Consider the following 17,603-nt stretch of genomic DNA (forward strand, 5'->3'; position numbering starts at 1 on the left):
AAATTTAAAATTAAGTGGTTTATAATTATTTTGATTGTTTATACTTAAACTCTGATTCATAACAATTAATCCAATCTTCTACAGACATTTTTTGTACCAGTTGCGCTATTAGTTCAAACGGGATGCCATCCATTTTTTTAAACCGAATGCAGCTTTTTCCCATGTCCAATTTTTGTTTGCTATATTTAGGATATTCTGAAACAAACCATTCTAGTAATTCTGGTTTTGCATAAATTCCCATATGGTATAATGCCACAAAGTTTTTTTGAGAAGCAATGTTTATAAATGGCAAAGGCAATTTTGGATTGCAATGATAACCTGCAGGATAAATAGAATGTGGTACAAGATAGCCTATCATTCCGTAGCTCAATTCTTCAGTAAAACCTTTAGGAAGATTATTAAGTATAGTTTCTCGAAGTTTAAGAAAAGAAGCTTTTCTTTCTTCAGGAAGTGATGTTAAATATTCTTCGATTGTTGTTGCTGATGATTGCATTTTAAGTTTTTAATGTAAAGTTAAATAAATTTTAGTATTCTGAATTTTAATTGGTTATAAAATAAAATCAGTAAGTTTTATTTGTTTTTAAATATAATGCAACCTTTTGACCCTTTTTGTCGTCTTACTAATATATGAGATAAGTTTTTATGCAATTTATCTAAGTAGTGTAACATTTTGCTTATTTGTGTATCATTTAATAACTGCATATTTTACTGAAGAGAATAATAATCAATCAATCAATCATGAAAAAGTCAATCGTTTATTTAGGAGTTGCTTTAGTCGCTTTTGCAAATTTAGCGTCAGCATCAAGTACCAGTTCAACTATCAAAGTATTCAGTAATGAGAAACATATCGTTCAGGGATATGATAGAAGCCCTCTTAATGTTGCTATTAGCAAGGGTGATATCGATACTGTGAAGAAATTCATTGAATATGGTGCTGATGTAAATAAAGTAATAGACAAAATGTCTCCATTAATGGCCGCAGCTCGTTATAATCGAGTTGAAATTATAAAATTTCTTGTATCAAAAGGAGCTGAACTTGATACGGAAAATGAGAATGGCTATACTGCTTTAAAATACGCAGAAGTTTCTAAAGCAAAAGATGCTGCAGCTTTTTTAAAAACTATCATAAAAAAATAACTGTTATTGGAATCCTATCCTACTATAAAAGACACAAATTTAAATTTGCGGTCTTTTTTGTTTAGAAAGGATTTAGGCTTTTATTGATTCATTTAAAAATAAAAACAAATGCAAAAAAACTATTTAGTTCTGTAACATTTAGATTTTTTGGATGTCTTAATAATTAGTATTTATCTTAGAATTTGGAAGAATTCTAAAATCATCAATCAAATCAATCATCATGAAAAAATCAATCGTTTATTTAGGAGTAGCTTTAATCGCTTTAACCAATGGTGTACAAGCTTCAAGCTCTAACTACAAAATATTTACAAGTGCTACACATATCAATTATGATGTTAGTCCTTTAAATGTTGCAATTTGTAAGGGAGATATTGAAACTGTTAAAAGACTTATAGAATACGGAGCTAATGTAAATAAAGTATCGGGAGGATTAACTCCGCTAATGACTGCAGCTCGTTATAATAAAGTTGAAATTATTAAACTTTTACTTGAAAAAGGGGCTAATCCTTATACCACTGCCGAAAATGGATATAATGCTTTAAGATTTGCCGAAGTCTCTAAAGCAGTAGATGCAGTAGCCTTTTTAAAGCAATATTAGCCTTATACGTTTTAGTAAGTAAAACCTTTAATCCTGAATTTAGGTAGCAGGTTTCTTTAAATTCTTTTTTTTAATTTGTTTGTTTTTAAGGTGTTGATATATAGATGTTTATTTTTTTTAAATAATTGTGTAACATTTAGTTTGTTTATGCGTCTTTATAATAAGTAGGTTCTTTTTAAAAACAATAATTTAAAGTTGAGGTTCTAATTTTAAGAGAATGTTAATTATTAGTTAAAACAAAGTACCTTGCAAAACATAATACCAAAAATAAATATATATTTGTATAAGAATTACAAAGCATTTAAAATCATCAATCAAAATTAATTATCAATCACAATCAATCAAAAAATCAATCATCATGAAAAAGTCAATCGTTTATTTAGGAGTAGCTTTAGTAGCTTTTGTTAATGTTTCTTTAGCTTCAAATTCAGTTCAGCATTCATTTGCTAATGACAAAATTATCGTTTCAACTTACGATTCTACACCATTAAATGTTGCTATCAGCAAAGGTGACATTGAAACTGTTAAAAAGTTTATAGAATACGGTGCAAATGTAAATGAAACGGCAGATGGAATGTCTCCGTTAATGACAGCAGCCCGTTACAATAAAGTTGAAATTTTAAAAATTTTAATCGAAAAAGGAGCTAATGTTGATGCTAAAGATGAAAAAGGGTATACAGCTTTAAAATATGCAGAATTATCTAATGCTAAAGATGCTGTAGCAATTTTAAAACACGCATAACATAATAACATTAACTGTTGTTTAGTTTTATTAATAGAAAGACCGCAAATCTAAATTTTAGATTTGCGGTCTTTTTTTTTAATCTATTTAAATTTTATTTGAAATAAGAAAAAGTTTCTTCGTTTTCAATTTTTAATAAAGATTCATAAATCAGTTTTATTACATTCTCGACATCATCACGATGAACCATTTCTACAGTTGTATGCATATATCGCAAAGGAAGAGAAATTAATGCTGAAGCTACACCACCATTACTATAAGCAAAAGCATCAGTATCTGTACCTGTTACTCTAGAGGATGCTAAACGTTGAAATGGAATTTTATTAGCTTCGGCAGTATTAATAATTAACTCACGTAGATTATTTTGTACAGCAGGTGCATACGTAATAACTGGTCCTAAACCAATTTTAGTATCACCTTCTATTTTCTTTTCAATCATAGGAGTTGTCGAGTCGTGACAAACATCGGTAACAATCGCTACGTTTGGTTTGATTGTTTTGGTAATCATTTCGGCACCACGTAACCCAACTTCTTCTTGAACAGAATTTGTAATGTATAATCCAAACGGAAGTTTTACTTTGTTTTCGTGTAATAAACGAGCTACTTCGGCAATCATAAAACCTCCCATACGATTATCAAGTGCACGACAAACAAATTTGTTTTCGTTTAAAATCATAAATTCATCAGGATATGTAATCACACAACCTACATGAACCCCCATTTTCTCTACTTGCTCTTTAGTCTCGCAACCTAAATCGATGAAGATATTACTGATTTTTGGGTTCTCTTCTTTATCTCTATTTCGGGTATGAATCGCTGGCCATCCAAAAACACCTTTAACAATTCCTTTTTTAGTATGAATGTTAACTCTTTTTGAGGGAGCAATCTGGTGATCAGAACCACCATTTCTTATTACATATATTAATCCGTCATCAGTAATATAATTTACATACCATGAGATTTCATCAGCATGACCTTCGATCACTACTTTATAAGGAGCATCAGGATTTATAACTCCTACAGCAGTTCCGTAGGTATCGGTAATAAAAGTATCAACGTATGGTTTTAAATAATCCATCCAGATTTTTTGTCCGCTGCTTTCGTATCCAGTAGGAGAAGCATTATTTAGATAGCTTTCTAAAAAAGCAATTGAAGTATCGTTTAAGATTGATTTTGTACTCATAAAATTATTTTTTTGCTAAATTATAAATTTGGTATTACAGTTGTATATATAATGTATAATTTTACACTTAAATTAATAACTCAATGAAGTTTATAACCTACTTATTCTGCTTTCTATTCATGTCATTTGTTGGTCATGCACAAGTCGATAAAAAAGATCCCGAACAAATGGGATATATTTTAACTGAAAAGGATTCAATATTAAATGATACGATTGAATTACCCGAAATTATTATATCAAAGGAAAAGCTTGATCCCGAGGCTCAAAAACAATTTTTAATTCTCCAGAATAGAGTTTACAAAACGTATCCATTTGCAAGATTAGCATCAGATAGGTTAGTGGCACTTAATAAAGGGATGGCTCGATTATCTTCAAACAGAGAAAAGAAGAAATATTTTAAAATCGTTGAAGATTATCTTAACAATGAATTCGAAGGGAAGCTTAAAAAATTATCTCGAAAACAAGGCCAAATATTAGTAAAATTAATTCATCGTCAAACAGGAACTACTACATATGAGTTAGTAAAGACACTGAAAAGTGGGTGGAAAGCATTTTGGGCAAATACCACAGCGAATGTTTTTGATATAAGTTTAAAAACAGAATATGCACCTTACGAGGTTAACGAAGATTATCTCATAGAAACAATCTTAGTACGGGCTTTTGAATCTGGTAGATTACAATATCAGGCACCTGCAAAACCTGTTGATTATGATGACCTTAGTAACCGATGGCAAGAAAAAGCCAAAGAGTTGAAGGCTGCAAAATAGACCGAATATTTAATTAAAAATTATATAAGACTTATCATATTAGTATGGTAAGTCTTTTTTTTTTGCAGTTGTTTTTTTATTAGTAACGCGAAGTTCTTTTTTTTTAAGAATTTATTTATTTTAATTTTCTTCTGGAGGTAATAGGTGATTTTTTTAATCAAGGCTTGAACATGCAGTTTTGTTATAATTCCTCCTTACAAGTTGTTCTTTCTTTTTTTATTTAACAAATTAGATTTAGTTATAATTTGTTATTTATGATTTTATTTGTAGGTTTACTCTTTAGTGACTATTTGTTAACCGTTTATTAATCAATTAATTTAGTGAAATGAAGAAAAAATTACTCAGCCTGATTATGATGTTTTTCGTTATTACATCATGGTCGCAAAGCATTTCTGAAAATGATTATTCTATTTCCGTAAATGGAAATAAAATAAGTACTTCTGCTAATTTTAAACAGCAGGTTAAAGAACTTAAGAGAACAACAAGTAAGCAAAGTCCGAAGACGGAATATACTTTGTTACAGTTTACAAAAATTCCATCAGCAGATGAGCAACAAAAATTAAAAAGGCAGGGGATAACTTTACTTAGTTATTTATCTAATAATGCTTATTATGTAGCAATCAGCCCAGAATTTTATAGTAAAGGAACTGTTCCTGATAATATAAGAACAGTTATTACAATAGATTCTAAGTATAAATTAGATCAGGGGATTGTAAATGAGGTTATTCCTGATTATGCACAGCAAGGAAGTACTATTAAAGTAGTGGTGAGTTATTTTAAAGGAGTTGATGCTAAAGTTATTTCACAAGATTTATCAAGCTTGTTTGTAAAAAGCAGTAAAATTGATGAGGTATTTAACACAGTTTATCTAGAAGCTTCTAAAGATAAATTAGAAGAAATTGCAAAATTAAATTGGGTTCAAAATATTGAGTTAGTTCCAGCACCAGTAGAAAGTGATAATCTTCCTGGAGTCACTTCGCATAAAGCAAATGTTTTAGGCTCAAGTATTATGGGCTTAGGATACGGATTAACTGGAAAAGGAGTAAAAGTTGGTGTTTGGGATGGAAATCTCGAAGAACACAAAGATCATACAGGCAGAGTAACCCGTAAAGAATATGAATCGAATTCATCTCACGGAGAGCATGTTTCAGGAACTATTGGAGGTGCAGGTTTATTAGACCCAAGAGCAAAAGGAATGGCTCCAGAAGTGCTAATGTATGGCTGGAATTTTAATACTCAGTCTAACGGATTAGCAGTTTACCAAGAAAGAGTATTGTCTGTTCAGCAAGATGATATAGAGATTACATCAAATTCTTATGGAATTAATCTTAGTTCAGGGTTCAATACGTTCAGATATAATGCTGGAGATAGAGGAGATGATAATGTAACAGTGGCATATCCTTATCTTTTAAATATTTATTCTAATGGAAATGCGCAAACAGCATATCCAGGAGGATTTAATACATCAACAAAAAATTCAAAAAATGCATTACATGTAGCTGCAAACGACCCTAATGATTTAATTAGTAGTTATAGTAGCTTTGGACCTACACTCGATGGGCGTTTAGTGCCACAAATTGCTGCGGTTGGTACCGATGTGTATTCATTAGATTATAGTAACTCGTATCAGGTTATGAGTGGAACCTCAATGGCAACACCAGGAACAACAGGTACAGTAGCTTTACTTTATGAGAGATATAAAAATATTTATGGTGCAAGACCATTGGCATCCTTAATGAAAGCTTTGGTGGCAAACACGGCTAAAGATGTAGGTAATCCTGGTCCAGATTATAAATACGGATTTGGTAATCTTAATGGATTAAGGGCTGTTAAAGTTATTGACAAAAACATGTTTTATACAGCATCTGTAGCTAATGGAGCAACTTATGAAAAAGATATTGTAGTTCCGGCAGGATTAGTTACGTTAAAAGTTATGCTAGCGTATTCAGATACTGGTGCTGAACCAGGTTCTAGTTCTACTCAGGTTAATGATTTAGATATTAAAATCGTTAAAGATGGTGTTACTACTTTGCCATGGATTTTAAATGCAACAACGCCTAATGTAAATGCAACACGAGGAGTCGATAATATGAATAATATCGAACAGGTAACATTAGATAACCCAGCTCCAGGAACCTATAAAATTATTGTTACTGGTACAAAAATTCCTCTTATTGCTGCTCAGGAGTTTTCTGTAGTATATGATTATGTAGCTCCAGAATTGATTTTGACTTATCCGATAGGTGGCGAAAAATTCAATACTGAATCTACAGAATATATTCGTTGGGATTATGAAGGAGAGCCAAAAAACTTTACAATAGAATATTCCGTTGATGGAGGAGTAAATTATTCAATAATTGCAGCAGATGTTCCATCGGCAGCAAGAAATTTTGCTTGGAAAGTTCCTGCAGGAATAGTTGCTAATGCTAAAATAAGAATTAGTGCAGGTACAAAAACTGATGCTTCCAAAGAAGTTTTTAATATTATAACCGAACCTAAAAATCTAGTTATTGCACCAGCAGCATGTGGAGTTTCGTCCTATAAAATGGATTGGGATCCTATTGCAGGAGCAAAATATGAGGTATTGAAAATGAATGGTTATAAGTTTGATGTTGTAGCAACCGTTACAGATCCTACATATACATTTGCAAATGTTACAGTAGGAGATGACAACTGGTTTTCAGTTCGTACTGTAGATATTGCAACCCAAATTGTTTCAGAAAGAGTTCGTGCGGTAAATGTAGAACCTGTTTCTCAACCGGTTTTAAATGCAGCTAGTTTGCCATTTGTTGAAGAATTTACCAATAGAAAAGCAACAAATTATGTTTTTTCTAAAGGAAGAACAGGAGAGGTGAAATATGAGTATGTGAATTCTGAGTTTTTAGATGGAGTAAAAATGGCTGGATCAGCAGGTACAGCTTCGGCTCCTTGGGTAGTCAGCCCAAAAAACAATCTGGCATTTACTAATAATCCAGATTATATAAAAAAAGTAACTTTTTGCGATATAGATGCAACTAGTCTGGCAGGGAAAGTATTAAGACTGAAGTTCTTTTTAGAATGGGCTAATGTTACTCCGGTTGGGATGGATAAAAACCTTTTTAGAGTTTCGGTAAATGGAGTTCCATTAATGAGTCATGAGGGTCTGGATGTATATGGTGAAACTCCTTCTTACAGTGATAAAGAATTAACCTATGATTTATCGGCTTATGCAGGGACTACGTTTAGTATAGCTTTTGAAACAGTAAGTGATAATGATTTTGTGGCAACAAATAGCGGAAACGTATATGGTGCGACTTATATTGATAATGTTGAAATTTTTGAAGCTACTGCAACCGATTTAGCTTTAAGCTCATTTAAGCCTAATGCAGGAGTTACTACTACAGAAACTGTACAAGTAAAAGTTTTTAATAACTCTCCAGTAGCAATTAGCAATATTCCAGTTTCATATAAAATTAATAATGGAGCAGTAATTGCAGAAACAATTCCTGGGCCGGTTAACCCATTGAGTGAGGTGACTTATGATTTTACTCAAAAAGCTGATTTTTCTGCGCCAGGAGTATATACTGTAGTAGGTAATGTAAATTATCCGGGCGATGCAGTTTCAGAGAATAATACAATAACAAAAAATGTTAATAATATAGGGTCTGATATAACAATGGGATCAGCTGCTAATAAGACGACCTGTGCAGCGACATTTACAGATAGTGGGACGCGTTACGGAAATTATGCAGATAAGCTTACGCAAACAATTACTTTTATACCAGCAACCGTAGGAAGTAGTATTAATGTAAATTTTACTGACTTTGATTTAGAATTGGGGTATGATTTTTTATACGTTTACAATGGGCCAACCACTGCAGCTACTTTATTAGGCAGATTTACTGGTAATACTTTACCTTCATCATTAACTTCTACAGCCGTTGGAGGAGAATTAACTTTCAGATTTATTTCAGATGAAATTGAAAACGGAAGTGGATGGATTGCAGATATTACTTGTGTAACTAAACCACTTGTAAATGATGTAAGTATCGTTTCTATAGTAACACCAGAAGTTCTGGGAAAAAAAACAAGTACACATGACATAACTATTAGAGTTAGTAATTTAGGACCTGTTGCAGTAACAAATTATCCTGTGTTTTATCAGATAGGTACAACAGGAGCGAAAGTGATCGAAGCTGTTCCTGCTATTGCACCATATTCAACAGTCAGTTTTACGTTTGCTACCAAAGCAGATTTGTCTACTGTTAATGCTGAATATAAAATTATAAGTGGTGTTGATGTAGCAGATGATAATGCTGCTAATGATGTAATTGAAAAAATTGTATTTAATAAAAACGATTTGCCAGTTCATACCAATACAGATGGATATGCAATTTCTAGATTAAAATGGAATGATGTTGTAAATACTTCAGGGACTACTGGGTATTCAGATTTTAAGAATATAAAAATCCCTGTATACGCAGGATTTAACTATCAGCCAGAAGTTACAATAACCAAAACAGAAGTACCACTTATAGGAGACCAAACCGGATCGGCTGTAGGGGTATTTACGATGATTGTTATTGATTTAAATGGAGATGGCAATTTAACCGATGAATTTTATGCTGGTAATTATTGGGTAAACACGACAAGTCCTGTGACAGCACCAGCCATTGCATCTACAATAAGTAAGCATTATTTTACGAACAGACAAGTTACTATAGGGGGCATAACCATTCCTGCGGGAACAACAGCAGGCGAAAAATTAATGCGAGTTATTCACATGTTCCGTGCTCCTAATGAATATTATAATGTAAATCTAGGACCAACAATTGATGGACTTACAAGTTCAAGATCAGATTTTGAGGTAGAAGAATATACCATTAATGTATTGCCATTTACAGCTGCCGATGCAAGTGTAGAAAGAATTGTTGCTCCAGTTAAACCTGGTAATGCAGTTTCAGTTACTGCTGTTATAGGTAATTATTCAAGTACACCTATTACGAATTTTCCAGTAGCATACAAAATTAATGGAGGAGGTGAAGTTATTCAGAATTTTACAGGGATAATTCCAGCAGCCGGAACAGCTAACTTTACATTTACAACAACAGCTAATTTAGGCGCTCCTGGAGATTATACAATTGAAGTTTATACTCAATTAGTAGGAGATACAGATGCCACAAATAATTCAAAATCAGTAACACTTTCGCATGTTGCAAATTATGCTACGAATGTTACAGGAACTTTTGATGGGATAAATGATTTTGTAAAAACAGATATTACTCCAGCTTTAAATCTTACTAATAACTATACATTCGAAGCTTGGCTTAACCAAAAGCAACCATCAGTTTTCGGAAGGCTTTTAGATAAAAGTTCAGTATTAGCCTTTATACACAATACAGCTAATCTAACTCTTTATAAAGAAAACAGTTTAGTACTTTCTATAACTACACCAGGAGGCTCTTATGTTGTAAATACAGGAATAAATACTATTAAACAAAACACTTGGCAACATATTGCTTTTACCGTAAGTGCTGCCAATGTGTATACGGTTTATATAGATGGGGTTTCAGTTCCATTCACTAGTACAGGTACAGCGGCTGCGGCATCTTCAAATGCATCTTCTGCAGTCTACATAGGTAATAACGCAGGCTTGGCTCGTGGTATAAACGGGAATATAGATGAGGTTCGTATTTGGTCAGGAGTACGTAATCAGGCAACAATAGCTGCAAACACGATGACAAAGTATTTTGGTAATGAACCAGGGTTAATAGCGTATTATTCATTTTCAGAGGGAAATAAACAATTTGTTTTTGATAGTACTCTAAATGATAATACAGCTGTAGTAACAAATGCCGATACAAATGGTCAGGGCGAAGGTAAATTCTGGAATGTTCCGGTTTTATTACAAAAAGTAGATTTTGTAAATCAACTTTCAGCTTCTTATGATGCAGCTACTAAAACTTATTCGGTGTTATTAAACGATGGAACAGATATAACAACGGCAGTAGCTAATTATTCATTGGGAATGAAAAGTATTGCAAAAATAAACGGGGTAACACAAGTAAGTGGAGTTACTGCAAATGACTATACAAATCCAGTTACTTTAAATGTAGAAGGAGTAGGTTTTAACACAGGAATTATAGAAACATATACTATTAAAGTGTTAACAGGTTTGAGCAATGAAAGCAAATTACTTTCGTACGACTTTAAAACAGCATCCAATCCAGGATTAGCACAGGAAATCAATACAGATATCGTAGGAAGCAATGCTACTAAAACATTGACTTATGGAATTGATGTGTCTAATTTAATTGCAGATTTTACAGTTTCATCAGGAGCAGAGTTATATATAGACGGAGTAAAACAATTAAATTCCAAAGCGGTTGTTTCAGACTATACAAACAGCTTTTTGGTTTCAGTAGTTTCAGAGAATAAGCTTTCACAAACAAACTACACCGTTAGTTTAAATGCAAAGAATTCAGAAGCAAGTATAATTGCATATTCAGTAGCAAACCAAATAGGAACGAGTGTAATAGATCCAGTTTTAAAAACGGTAAAAGTTCTGGTTAATAATAATGCCAATTTAAGTGTATTAGTTCCAGTTTTCCAAATATCTGATTTTGCTACATTACGTATCGGAACCTATTTCCAAAATAGCGGAGTAACAACATTAAATTATACTTTACCTACTGTGTATAATGTAACAGCTCAAGACGGAACTATCGAGAATTGGACAATAACAATTGAAAGAGCTAAACCAATAATTACACTTTTAGGAAATGTAATAGTTTCTCTAGATAAAGGTTGTCCGTATATAGAAGCCGGTTTCACTGCTAAAGATAATCTAGATGTAGACCTTACTCCAGGAGTAATAGTTACAGGAACAGTCGATGTAAACACACCAGGGCAATATATACTGACTTATACTGTAAAAGATGCATTGCTAAATGAATTTGTTGTAACACGTACAATAAATGTATCAAGTACAGTTTGTGCTCTAGGAGTACCTACAAATACAATCGAAGGATTTGTTATTTATCCAAATCCGGTTAAAGACGGGAAAGTATATGTACAAACAGCATCTACAAGTAAAAAGAATATCAGAATATCCGATATGTCTGGAAAAATTGTTTTCACAGTACAAACCGAAAACAAAGAATTAAACATTCATAATCTACCTACAGGAGTTTATATTATAAAAGTAGAGCAAGATGGTAATACATCAACTCAAAAACTTATTGTAGAATAAATAGATTAATATAATTTAGATATTCATAAGCGGCTACTATATATAGTAGCCGCTTTTTTATGACCTTATATATAGGAGTCATATTCTACTATAATATATTAGGAGTAGTTTTTTTTAGGAGCTATTTCCTGCTATCCGCTACAATCTTGTCCTTTTTAAAGAAAAAAGGCCAAGGATTTCCGCTACTATCAGGGCTAGGGGCGACAAAATCCAATAGAAACTCCATATAAACGACAATATAACAAACTTTGCGCCTTAGCGACTTTGCGCGAAACCCAGTAAAACCAGCAAAAACAGGAAAAAAGCCCGAAAAAGCCAGAGATAAGGAAAAAATAACAGCCCGTAAGGGGTGTGTTATCAGAGTATTAAGAAAAGAATAAAAAATAAACCAAAAATACTCTATAAAAAGTATTGATTATCTATATAAAGGTGGTAGTTTTGCACCCGCAACAACGACAAACGTTCCTTTAAATACTGACAAGCAAGACGAATCAAATTAGAAATAAAATTCTAAAAAAAAAGATTTAGAAAAGCTTGTGAGAATGGAAAACGGATGTTACATTTGCACCCCGCAAAACAACGGAAAGTTCCTTGAAAGATTGATAAGAAAGAAGAAAACGGAAACGAAAATTTTCCAAAAAAACTTCACAAATTTCTTGCCAGTTAGAAAAGACTTTTCTACTTTTGCACCCGCTTTGAGAAACAAGCGATATTAAAAAAGAAGAACACGTTCCTAGACATATTGAATTGACAGCCGTTTTAAGAGAGATCTTAGAACAACAAAATAAGAGTAATAGAATCGATAGATTTGAATAAAACCGATAGAATCATTAGTCGAATATAATATTAAAATATACGATGAAGAGTTTGATCCTGGCTCAGGATGAACGCTAGCGGCAGGCTTAACACATGCAAGTCGAGGGGTATGCTTCTTCGGGAGCAGAGACCGGCGCACGGGTGCGTAACGCGTATGCAATCTACCTTTTACAGAGGGATAGCCCAGAGAAATTTGGATTAATACCTCATAGTATAATAGCTCGGCATCGAGCAATTATTAAAGTCACAACGGTAAAAGATGAGCATGCGTCCCATTAGCTAGTTGGTAAGGTAACGGCTTACCAAGGCTACGATGGGTAGGGGTCCTGAGAGGGAGATCCCCCACACTGGTACTGAGACACGGACCAGACTCCTACGGGAGGCAGCAGTGAGGAATATTGGACAATGGGCGCAAGCCTGATCCAGCCATGCCGCGTGCAGGATGACGGTCCTATGGATTGTAAACTGCTTTTGTACAGGAAGAAACAGTTCTACGTGTAGAACCTTGACGGTACTGTAAGAATAAGGATCGGCTAACTCCGTGCCAGCAGCCGCGGTAATACGGAGGATCCAAGCGTTATCCGGAATCATTGGGTTTAAAGGGTCCGTAGGCGGTTTAATAAGTCAGTGGTGAAAGCCCATCGCTCAACGGTGGAACGGCCATTGATACTGTTAAACTTGAATTATTAGGAAGTAACTAGAATATGTAGTGTAGCGGTGAAATGCTTAGAGATTACATGGAATACCAATTGCGAAGGCAGGTTACTACTAATTGATTGACGCTGATGGACGAAAGCGTGGGTAGCGAACAGGATTAGATACCCTGGTAGTCCACGCCGTAAACGATGGATACTAGCTGTTGGGTGCAAACTCAGTGGCTAAGCGAAAGTGATAAGTATCCCACCTGGGGAGTACGTTCGCAAGAATGAAACTCAAAGGAATTGACGGGGGCCCGCACAAGCGGTGGAGCATGTGGTTTAATTCGATGATACGCGAGGAACCTTACCAAGGCTTAAATGTAGATTGACCGGTTTGGAAACAGATCTTTCGCAAGACAATTTACAAGGTGCTGCATGGTTGTCGTCAGCTCGTGCCGTGAGGTGTCAGGTTAAGTCCTATAACGAGCGCAACCCCTGTTGTTAGTTGCCAGCGAGTCATGTCGGGAACTCTAACAAGACTGCCAGTGCAAACTGTGAGGAAGGTGGGGATGACGTCAAATCATCACGGCCCTTACGCCTTGGGCTACACACGTGCTACAATGGCCGGTACAGAGAGCAGCCACTGGGCGACCAGGAGCGAATCTATAAAACCGGTCACAGTTCGGATCGGAGTCTGCAACTCGACTCCGTGAAGCTGGAATCGCTAGTAATCGGATATCAGCCATGATCCGGTGAATACGTTCCCGGGCCTTGTACACACCGCCCGTCAAGCCATGGAAGCTGGGGGTGCCTGAAGTCGGTGACCGCAAGGAGCTGCCTAGGGTAAAACTGGTAACTAGGGCTAAGTCGTAACAAGGTAGCCGTACCGGAAGGTGCGGCTGGAACACCTCCTTTCTAGAGCCCTATATGTTAGCACTTGTGCACGTTAGGGAAAGAAGACGAAATGACCTATAGGTTAAATTGAAGATTATATTACTCTGCTGTTAGTTCAAATAATACAATTAAGTAAAACAGAGTCTCGTAGCTCAGCTGGTTAGAGTACTACACTGATAATGTAGGGGTCGGCAGTTCGAGTCTGCCCGGGACTACTTTTTAAAAAGTAATTGACAATTAATAATTGACAATTTCTAATTAGAAAGACTGTAAACTTAAAAAAAAGGAAATTCTAGAAGTTGGAATTCACCAAAAGAAATTAGATAAGAATTAAGAAGTCTAAAATCTGAATTCTACAATCTAAGATTGAAAAATGGGGGATTAGCTCAGCTGGCTAGAGCGCCTGCCTTGCACGCAGGAGGTCAACGGTTCGACTCCGTTATTCTCCACAAAAAGCTATAAGCCGTAGGCTATAAGCTTAATGCCTAAAGCGTAAAGCCTAAAGCATAATAAAGTTCATTGACATATTGAGATAAGAAAATAATAAAAAGTAGAAAGCATTTTTTATTGAAAGTAGTGATACAGACGATAAAGAAAACGGTCTTGATTTATCAAGACTGGTACAATAAGCAAAATAAGGGCGTATGGGGGATGCCTTGGCTCTCAGAGGCGATGAAAGGCGTGATAAGCTGCGAAAAGTTACGGGGATCGGCACACACGAATTGATCCGTAAATACCTGAATGGGGCAACCCACTATGTTGAAGACATAGTACACCGATAGGTGGGCAAACCCGCTGAACTGAAACATCTAAGTAGGCGGAGGAGAAGAAAACAAAAGTGATTCCGTAAGTAGTGGCGAGCGAACGCGGATTAGCCCAAACCAATGTTGTTACGGCAATGTTGGGGTTGTAGGACCACGACATTTCTTGCACAAAGAATTAGAATCTACTGGAAAGTAGAACCATAGAGGGTGATAGTCCCGTATAGGTAATGAGTGTAAAGGATAGTGGTATCCTGAGTAGGGCGGGGCACGTGAAACCCTGTCTGAATTTGGCGGGACCATCCGCTAAGGCTAAATACTCCTGAGAGACCGATAGTGAACCAGTACCGTGAGGGAAAGGTGAAAAGAACCGTGAATAACGGAGTGAAATAGATCCTGAAACCATACGCTTACAAGCGGTCGGAGCCCTTTCGTGGGGTGACGGCGTGCCTTTTGCATAATGAGCCTACGAGTTAACGTTGCTGGCAAGGATAAGTGGTTAAGCCACGGATCCGTAGCGAAAGCGAGTCTGAATAGGGCGCTTTAGTCAGTAGTGTTAGACGCGAAACCGTGTGATCTACCCATGGGCAGGTTGAAGCTGTGGTAACACACAGTGGAGGACCGAACCGGTTGACGTTGAAAAGTCTTCGGATGACCTGTGGGTAGGGGTGAAAGGCCAATCAAACTCGGAAATAGCTCGTACTCCCCGAAATGCATTTAGGTGCAGCGTTGTGCATAAAGTTATATAGAGGTAGAGCTACTGATTGGATGCGGGGGCTTCACCGCCTACCAATTCCTGACAAACTCCGAATGCTATATAATGTTTCACAACAGTGAGGGCTTGGGTGCTAAGGTCCAAGTCCGAGAGGGAAAGAACCCAGACCATCAGCTAAGGTCCCCAAATATATGTTAAGTTGAAAGAACGAGGTTTGTCTGCCCAGACAGCTAGGATGTTGGCTTGGAAGCAGCCATTCATTTAAAGAGTGCGTAACAGCTCACTAGTCGAGCGGACGAGCATGGATAATAATCGGGCATAAACATATTACCGAAGCTATGGATTTTAACGTAAGTTAAAGTGGTAGGGGAGCATTCTAACAGGGTTGAAGGTGCGTCGTAAGGCGTGCTGGACTGGTTAGAAAAGAAAATGTAGGCATAAGTAACGATAATGCGGGCGAGAAACCCGCACACCGAAAGACTAAGGTTTCCACAGCTATGCTAATCAGCTGTGGGTTAGTCGGGACCTAAGGCGAACCCGAAAGGGACAGTCGATGGACCACGGGTTAATATTCCCGTACTACTTATTACTGTGATGGGGTGACGGAGTGATGAAAGCGCCGCGAACTGACGGAATAGTTCGTTGAAGTACCTACCTATAAGCTGCGCAGGCAAATCCACGCGGCTTGGGGAAATACGATAGTACTCGGAGACTTCGGTCAAAGAGATAGTGCGCCTAAGGGCTTCCAAGAAAAACCTCTAAACTTCAGGTAATAAGTACCCGTACCGCAAACCGACACAGGTAGTCGAGGAGAGAATCCTAAGGTGCTCGAGAGATTCATGGCTAAGGAATTAGGCAAAATAGACCTGTAACTTCGGGAGAAAGGTCGCCAGCAGCAATGCTGGCCGCAGTGAAGAGGTCCAGGCGACTGTTTATCAAAAACACAGGGCTCTGCAAAATCGTAAGATGAAGTATAGGGCCTGACACCTGCCCGGTGCTGGAAGGTTAAGAGGAGATGTTATCTTCGGAGAAGCATTGAATTGAAGCCCCAGTAAACGGCGGCCGTAACTATAACGGTCCTAAGGTAGCGAAATTCCTTGTCGGGTAAGTTCCGACCTGCACGAATGGTGTAACGATCTGGACACTGTCTCAGCCATGAGCTCGGTGAAATTGTAGTAGCGGTGAAGATGCCGCTTACCCGCAGTGGGACGAAAAGACCCTGTGCACCTTTACTATAGCTTAGTATTGACCTTGGATAAATGATGTGTAGGATAGGTTGGAGACTGTGAAGTGGCGTCGCTAGGCGTTGTGGAGTCATTGTTGAAATACAACCCTTTGTTTATCTGAGGCCTAACCCCGCGCTTGCGGGGGACATTGCTTGGTGGGTAGTTTGACTGGGGTGGTCGCCTCCAAAAGAGTAACGGAGGCTTCTAAAGGTTCCCTCAGTACGCTTGGTAACCGTGCGTAGAGTGCAATGGCATAAGGGAGCTTGACTGAGAGACATACAGGTCGATCAGGTACGAAAGTAGAGCATAGTGATCCGGTGGTTCCGCATGGAAGGGCCATCGCTCAAAGGATAAAAGGTACGCCGGGGATAACAGGCTGATCTCCCCCAAGAGCTCATATCGACGGGGGGGTTTGGCACCTCGATGTCGGCTCGTCACATCCTGGGGCTGGAGAAGGTCCCAAGGGTTGGGCTGTTCGCCCATTAAAGTGGCACGCGAGCTGGGTTCAGAACGTCGTGAGACAGTTCGGTCTCTATCTACTGTGGGCGCAAGAAATTTGAGTGGATCTGATTCTAGTACGAGAGGACCGAATTGGACAAACCTCTAGTGTATCTGTTGTTCCGCCAGGAGCACCGCAGAGTAGCTACGTTTGGAAGGGATAAGCGCTGAAAGCATATAAGCGCGAAACCCACCACAAGATGAGATTTCTTTTAAGGATCGTGGGAGATGACCACGTTGATAGGCTATAGATGTAAAGGCAGTAATGTCATAGTCGAGTAGTACTAATAATCCGTAAGCTTATGTACGCTTTTCCAGCCCCCTAACCCCCGAAGGGGGAACAAAGGGGCTGGGAGAAACTTTCTAAAAAATACTTTTTTCTTTATCTCAGTGTGTT

7 protein-coding genes, 2 tRNA genes and 2 rRNA genes are annotated in these 17,603 nt (G+C 36.9%); 9 read left to right on the forward strand and 2 right to left on the reverse strand.

From position 1 onward, the window contains the following. Positions 1-25: 25 nt before the first annotated feature. Positions 26-493, reverse strand: a complete 468-nt coding sequence (locus ACJ6WR_RS16260) for a DUF1801 domain-containing protein (protein ID WP_409415832.1) — start codon at positions 491-493, stop codon at positions 26-28. Positions 494-738: 245 nt separating this feature from the next. Here ACJ6WR_RS16260 and ACJ6WR_RS16265 point away from each other — a divergent pair, with 245 nt between their 5' ends. From ACJ6WR_RS16265 to ACJ6WR_RS16275, 3 genes are all read left to right on the forward strand, one after another. Next, positions 739-1,137 (forward strand): ankyrin repeat domain-containing protein, encoded by a 399-nt coding sequence (locus ACJ6WR_RS16265; protein WP_039114914.1) that lies wholly within the window; start codon positions 739-741, stop codon positions 1,135-1,137. Positions 1,138-1,357: 220 nt separating this feature from the next. Then, positions 1,358-1,735 carry an ankyrin repeat domain-containing protein gene (locus tag ACJ6WR_RS16270; protein ID WP_409415833.1) on the forward strand — a complete coding sequence of 126 codons (378 nt, stop codon included), beginning with the start codon at positions 1,358-1,360 and terminating at the stop codon, positions 1,733-1,735. A 358-nt stretch (positions 1,736-2,093) separates the two neighbouring features. Then, entirely contained in the window at positions 2,094-2,477 is a 384-nt protein-coding gene (locus tag ACJ6WR_RS16275; protein WP_035627414.1) for an ankyrin repeat domain-containing protein, read from the forward strand. A 94-nt stretch (positions 2,478-2,571) separates the two neighbouring features. Here the strand turns inward: ACJ6WR_RS16275 and ACJ6WR_RS16280 are convergent, their stop codons facing one another. After that, complete coding sequence (locus tag ACJ6WR_RS16280; protein WP_039114911.1) at positions 2,572-3,660, reverse strand: M42 family metallopeptidase; 1,089 nt, start codon at positions 3,658-3,660, stop codon at positions 2,572-2,574. Between the two features lie 83 nt (positions 3,661-3,743). Here ACJ6WR_RS16280 and ACJ6WR_RS16285 point away from each other — a divergent pair, with 83 nt between their 5' ends. The 6 genes from ACJ6WR_RS16285 (at position 3,744) to ACJ6WR_RS16310 (ending at position 17,514) form a co-directional block, all read left to right on the forward strand. Then, complete coding sequence (locus tag ACJ6WR_RS16285; protein ID WP_039114909.1) at positions 3,744-4,427, forward strand: DUF4294 domain-containing protein; 684 nt, start codon at positions 3,744-3,746, stop codon at positions 4,425-4,427. Positions 4,428-4,752: 325 nt separating this feature from the next. Beyond that, the gene (locus ACJ6WR_RS16290; RefSeq protein WP_409415834.1) at positions 4,753-11,658 is read left to right on the forward strand and encodes a S8 family serine peptidase; all 6,906 of its coding nucleotides are present in this window, start codon (positions 4,753-4,755) and stop codon (positions 11,656-11,658) included. Between the two features lie 855 nt (positions 11,659-12,513). After that, positions 12,514-14,027: ribosomal RNA gene (locus ACJ6WR_RS16295) — 16S ribosomal RNA — on the forward strand. Between the two features lie 120 nt (positions 14,028-14,147). Continuing rightward, positions 14,148-14,221: transfer RNA gene (locus tag ACJ6WR_RS16300), tRNA-Ile, on the forward strand. Between the two features lie 160 nt (positions 14,222-14,381). Then, a tRNA-Ala gene (locus ACJ6WR_RS16305) sits at positions 14,382-14,455 on the forward strand. Positions 14,456-14,629: 174 nt separating this feature from the next. After that, positions 14,630-17,514, forward strand: a 23S ribosomal RNA gene (locus ACJ6WR_RS16310). The 16S and 23S rRNA genes sit together here with 2 tRNA genes alongside, the layout of an rRNA operon. Positions 17,515-17,603: the final 89 nt, after the last annotated feature.

Source organism: Flavobacterium sp. PS2, from assembly GCF_046250155.1.
GTDB lineage: Bacteria > Bacteroidota > Bacteroidia > Flavobacteriales > Flavobacteriaceae > Flavobacterium.

What these genes read in the sequence shown, in the direction of transcription:
- ACJ6WR_RS16260 (WP_409415832.1), bottom strand. Translation starts at nt 493, where the DNA reads ATGCAATCATCAGCAACAACAATCGAAGAATATTTAACATCACTTCCT.
- ACJ6WR_RS16265 (WP_039114914.1), top strand. Translation starts at nt 739, where the DNA reads ATGAAAAAGTCAATCGTTTATTTAGGAGTTGCTTTAGTCGCTTTTGCA.
- ACJ6WR_RS16270 (WP_409415833.1), top strand. Translation starts at nt 1,358, where the DNA reads ATGAAAAAATCAATCGTTTATTTAGGAGTAGCTTTAATCGCTTTAACC.
- ACJ6WR_RS16275 (WP_035627414.1), top strand. Translation starts at nt 2,094, where the DNA reads ATGAAAAAGTCAATCGTTTATTTAGGAGTAGCTTTAGTAGCTTTTGTT.
- ACJ6WR_RS16280 (WP_039114911.1), bottom strand. Translation starts at nt 3,660, where the DNA reads ATGAGTACAAAATCAATCTTAAACGATACTTCAATTGCTTTTTTAGAA.
- ACJ6WR_RS16285 (WP_039114909.1), top strand. Translation starts at nt 3,744, where the DNA reads ATGAAGTTTATAACCTACTTATTCTGCTTTCTATTCATGTCATTTGTT.
- ACJ6WR_RS16290 (WP_409415834.1), top strand. Translation starts at nt 4,753, where the DNA reads ATGAAGAAAAAATTACTCAGCCTGATTATGATGTTTTTCGTTATTACA.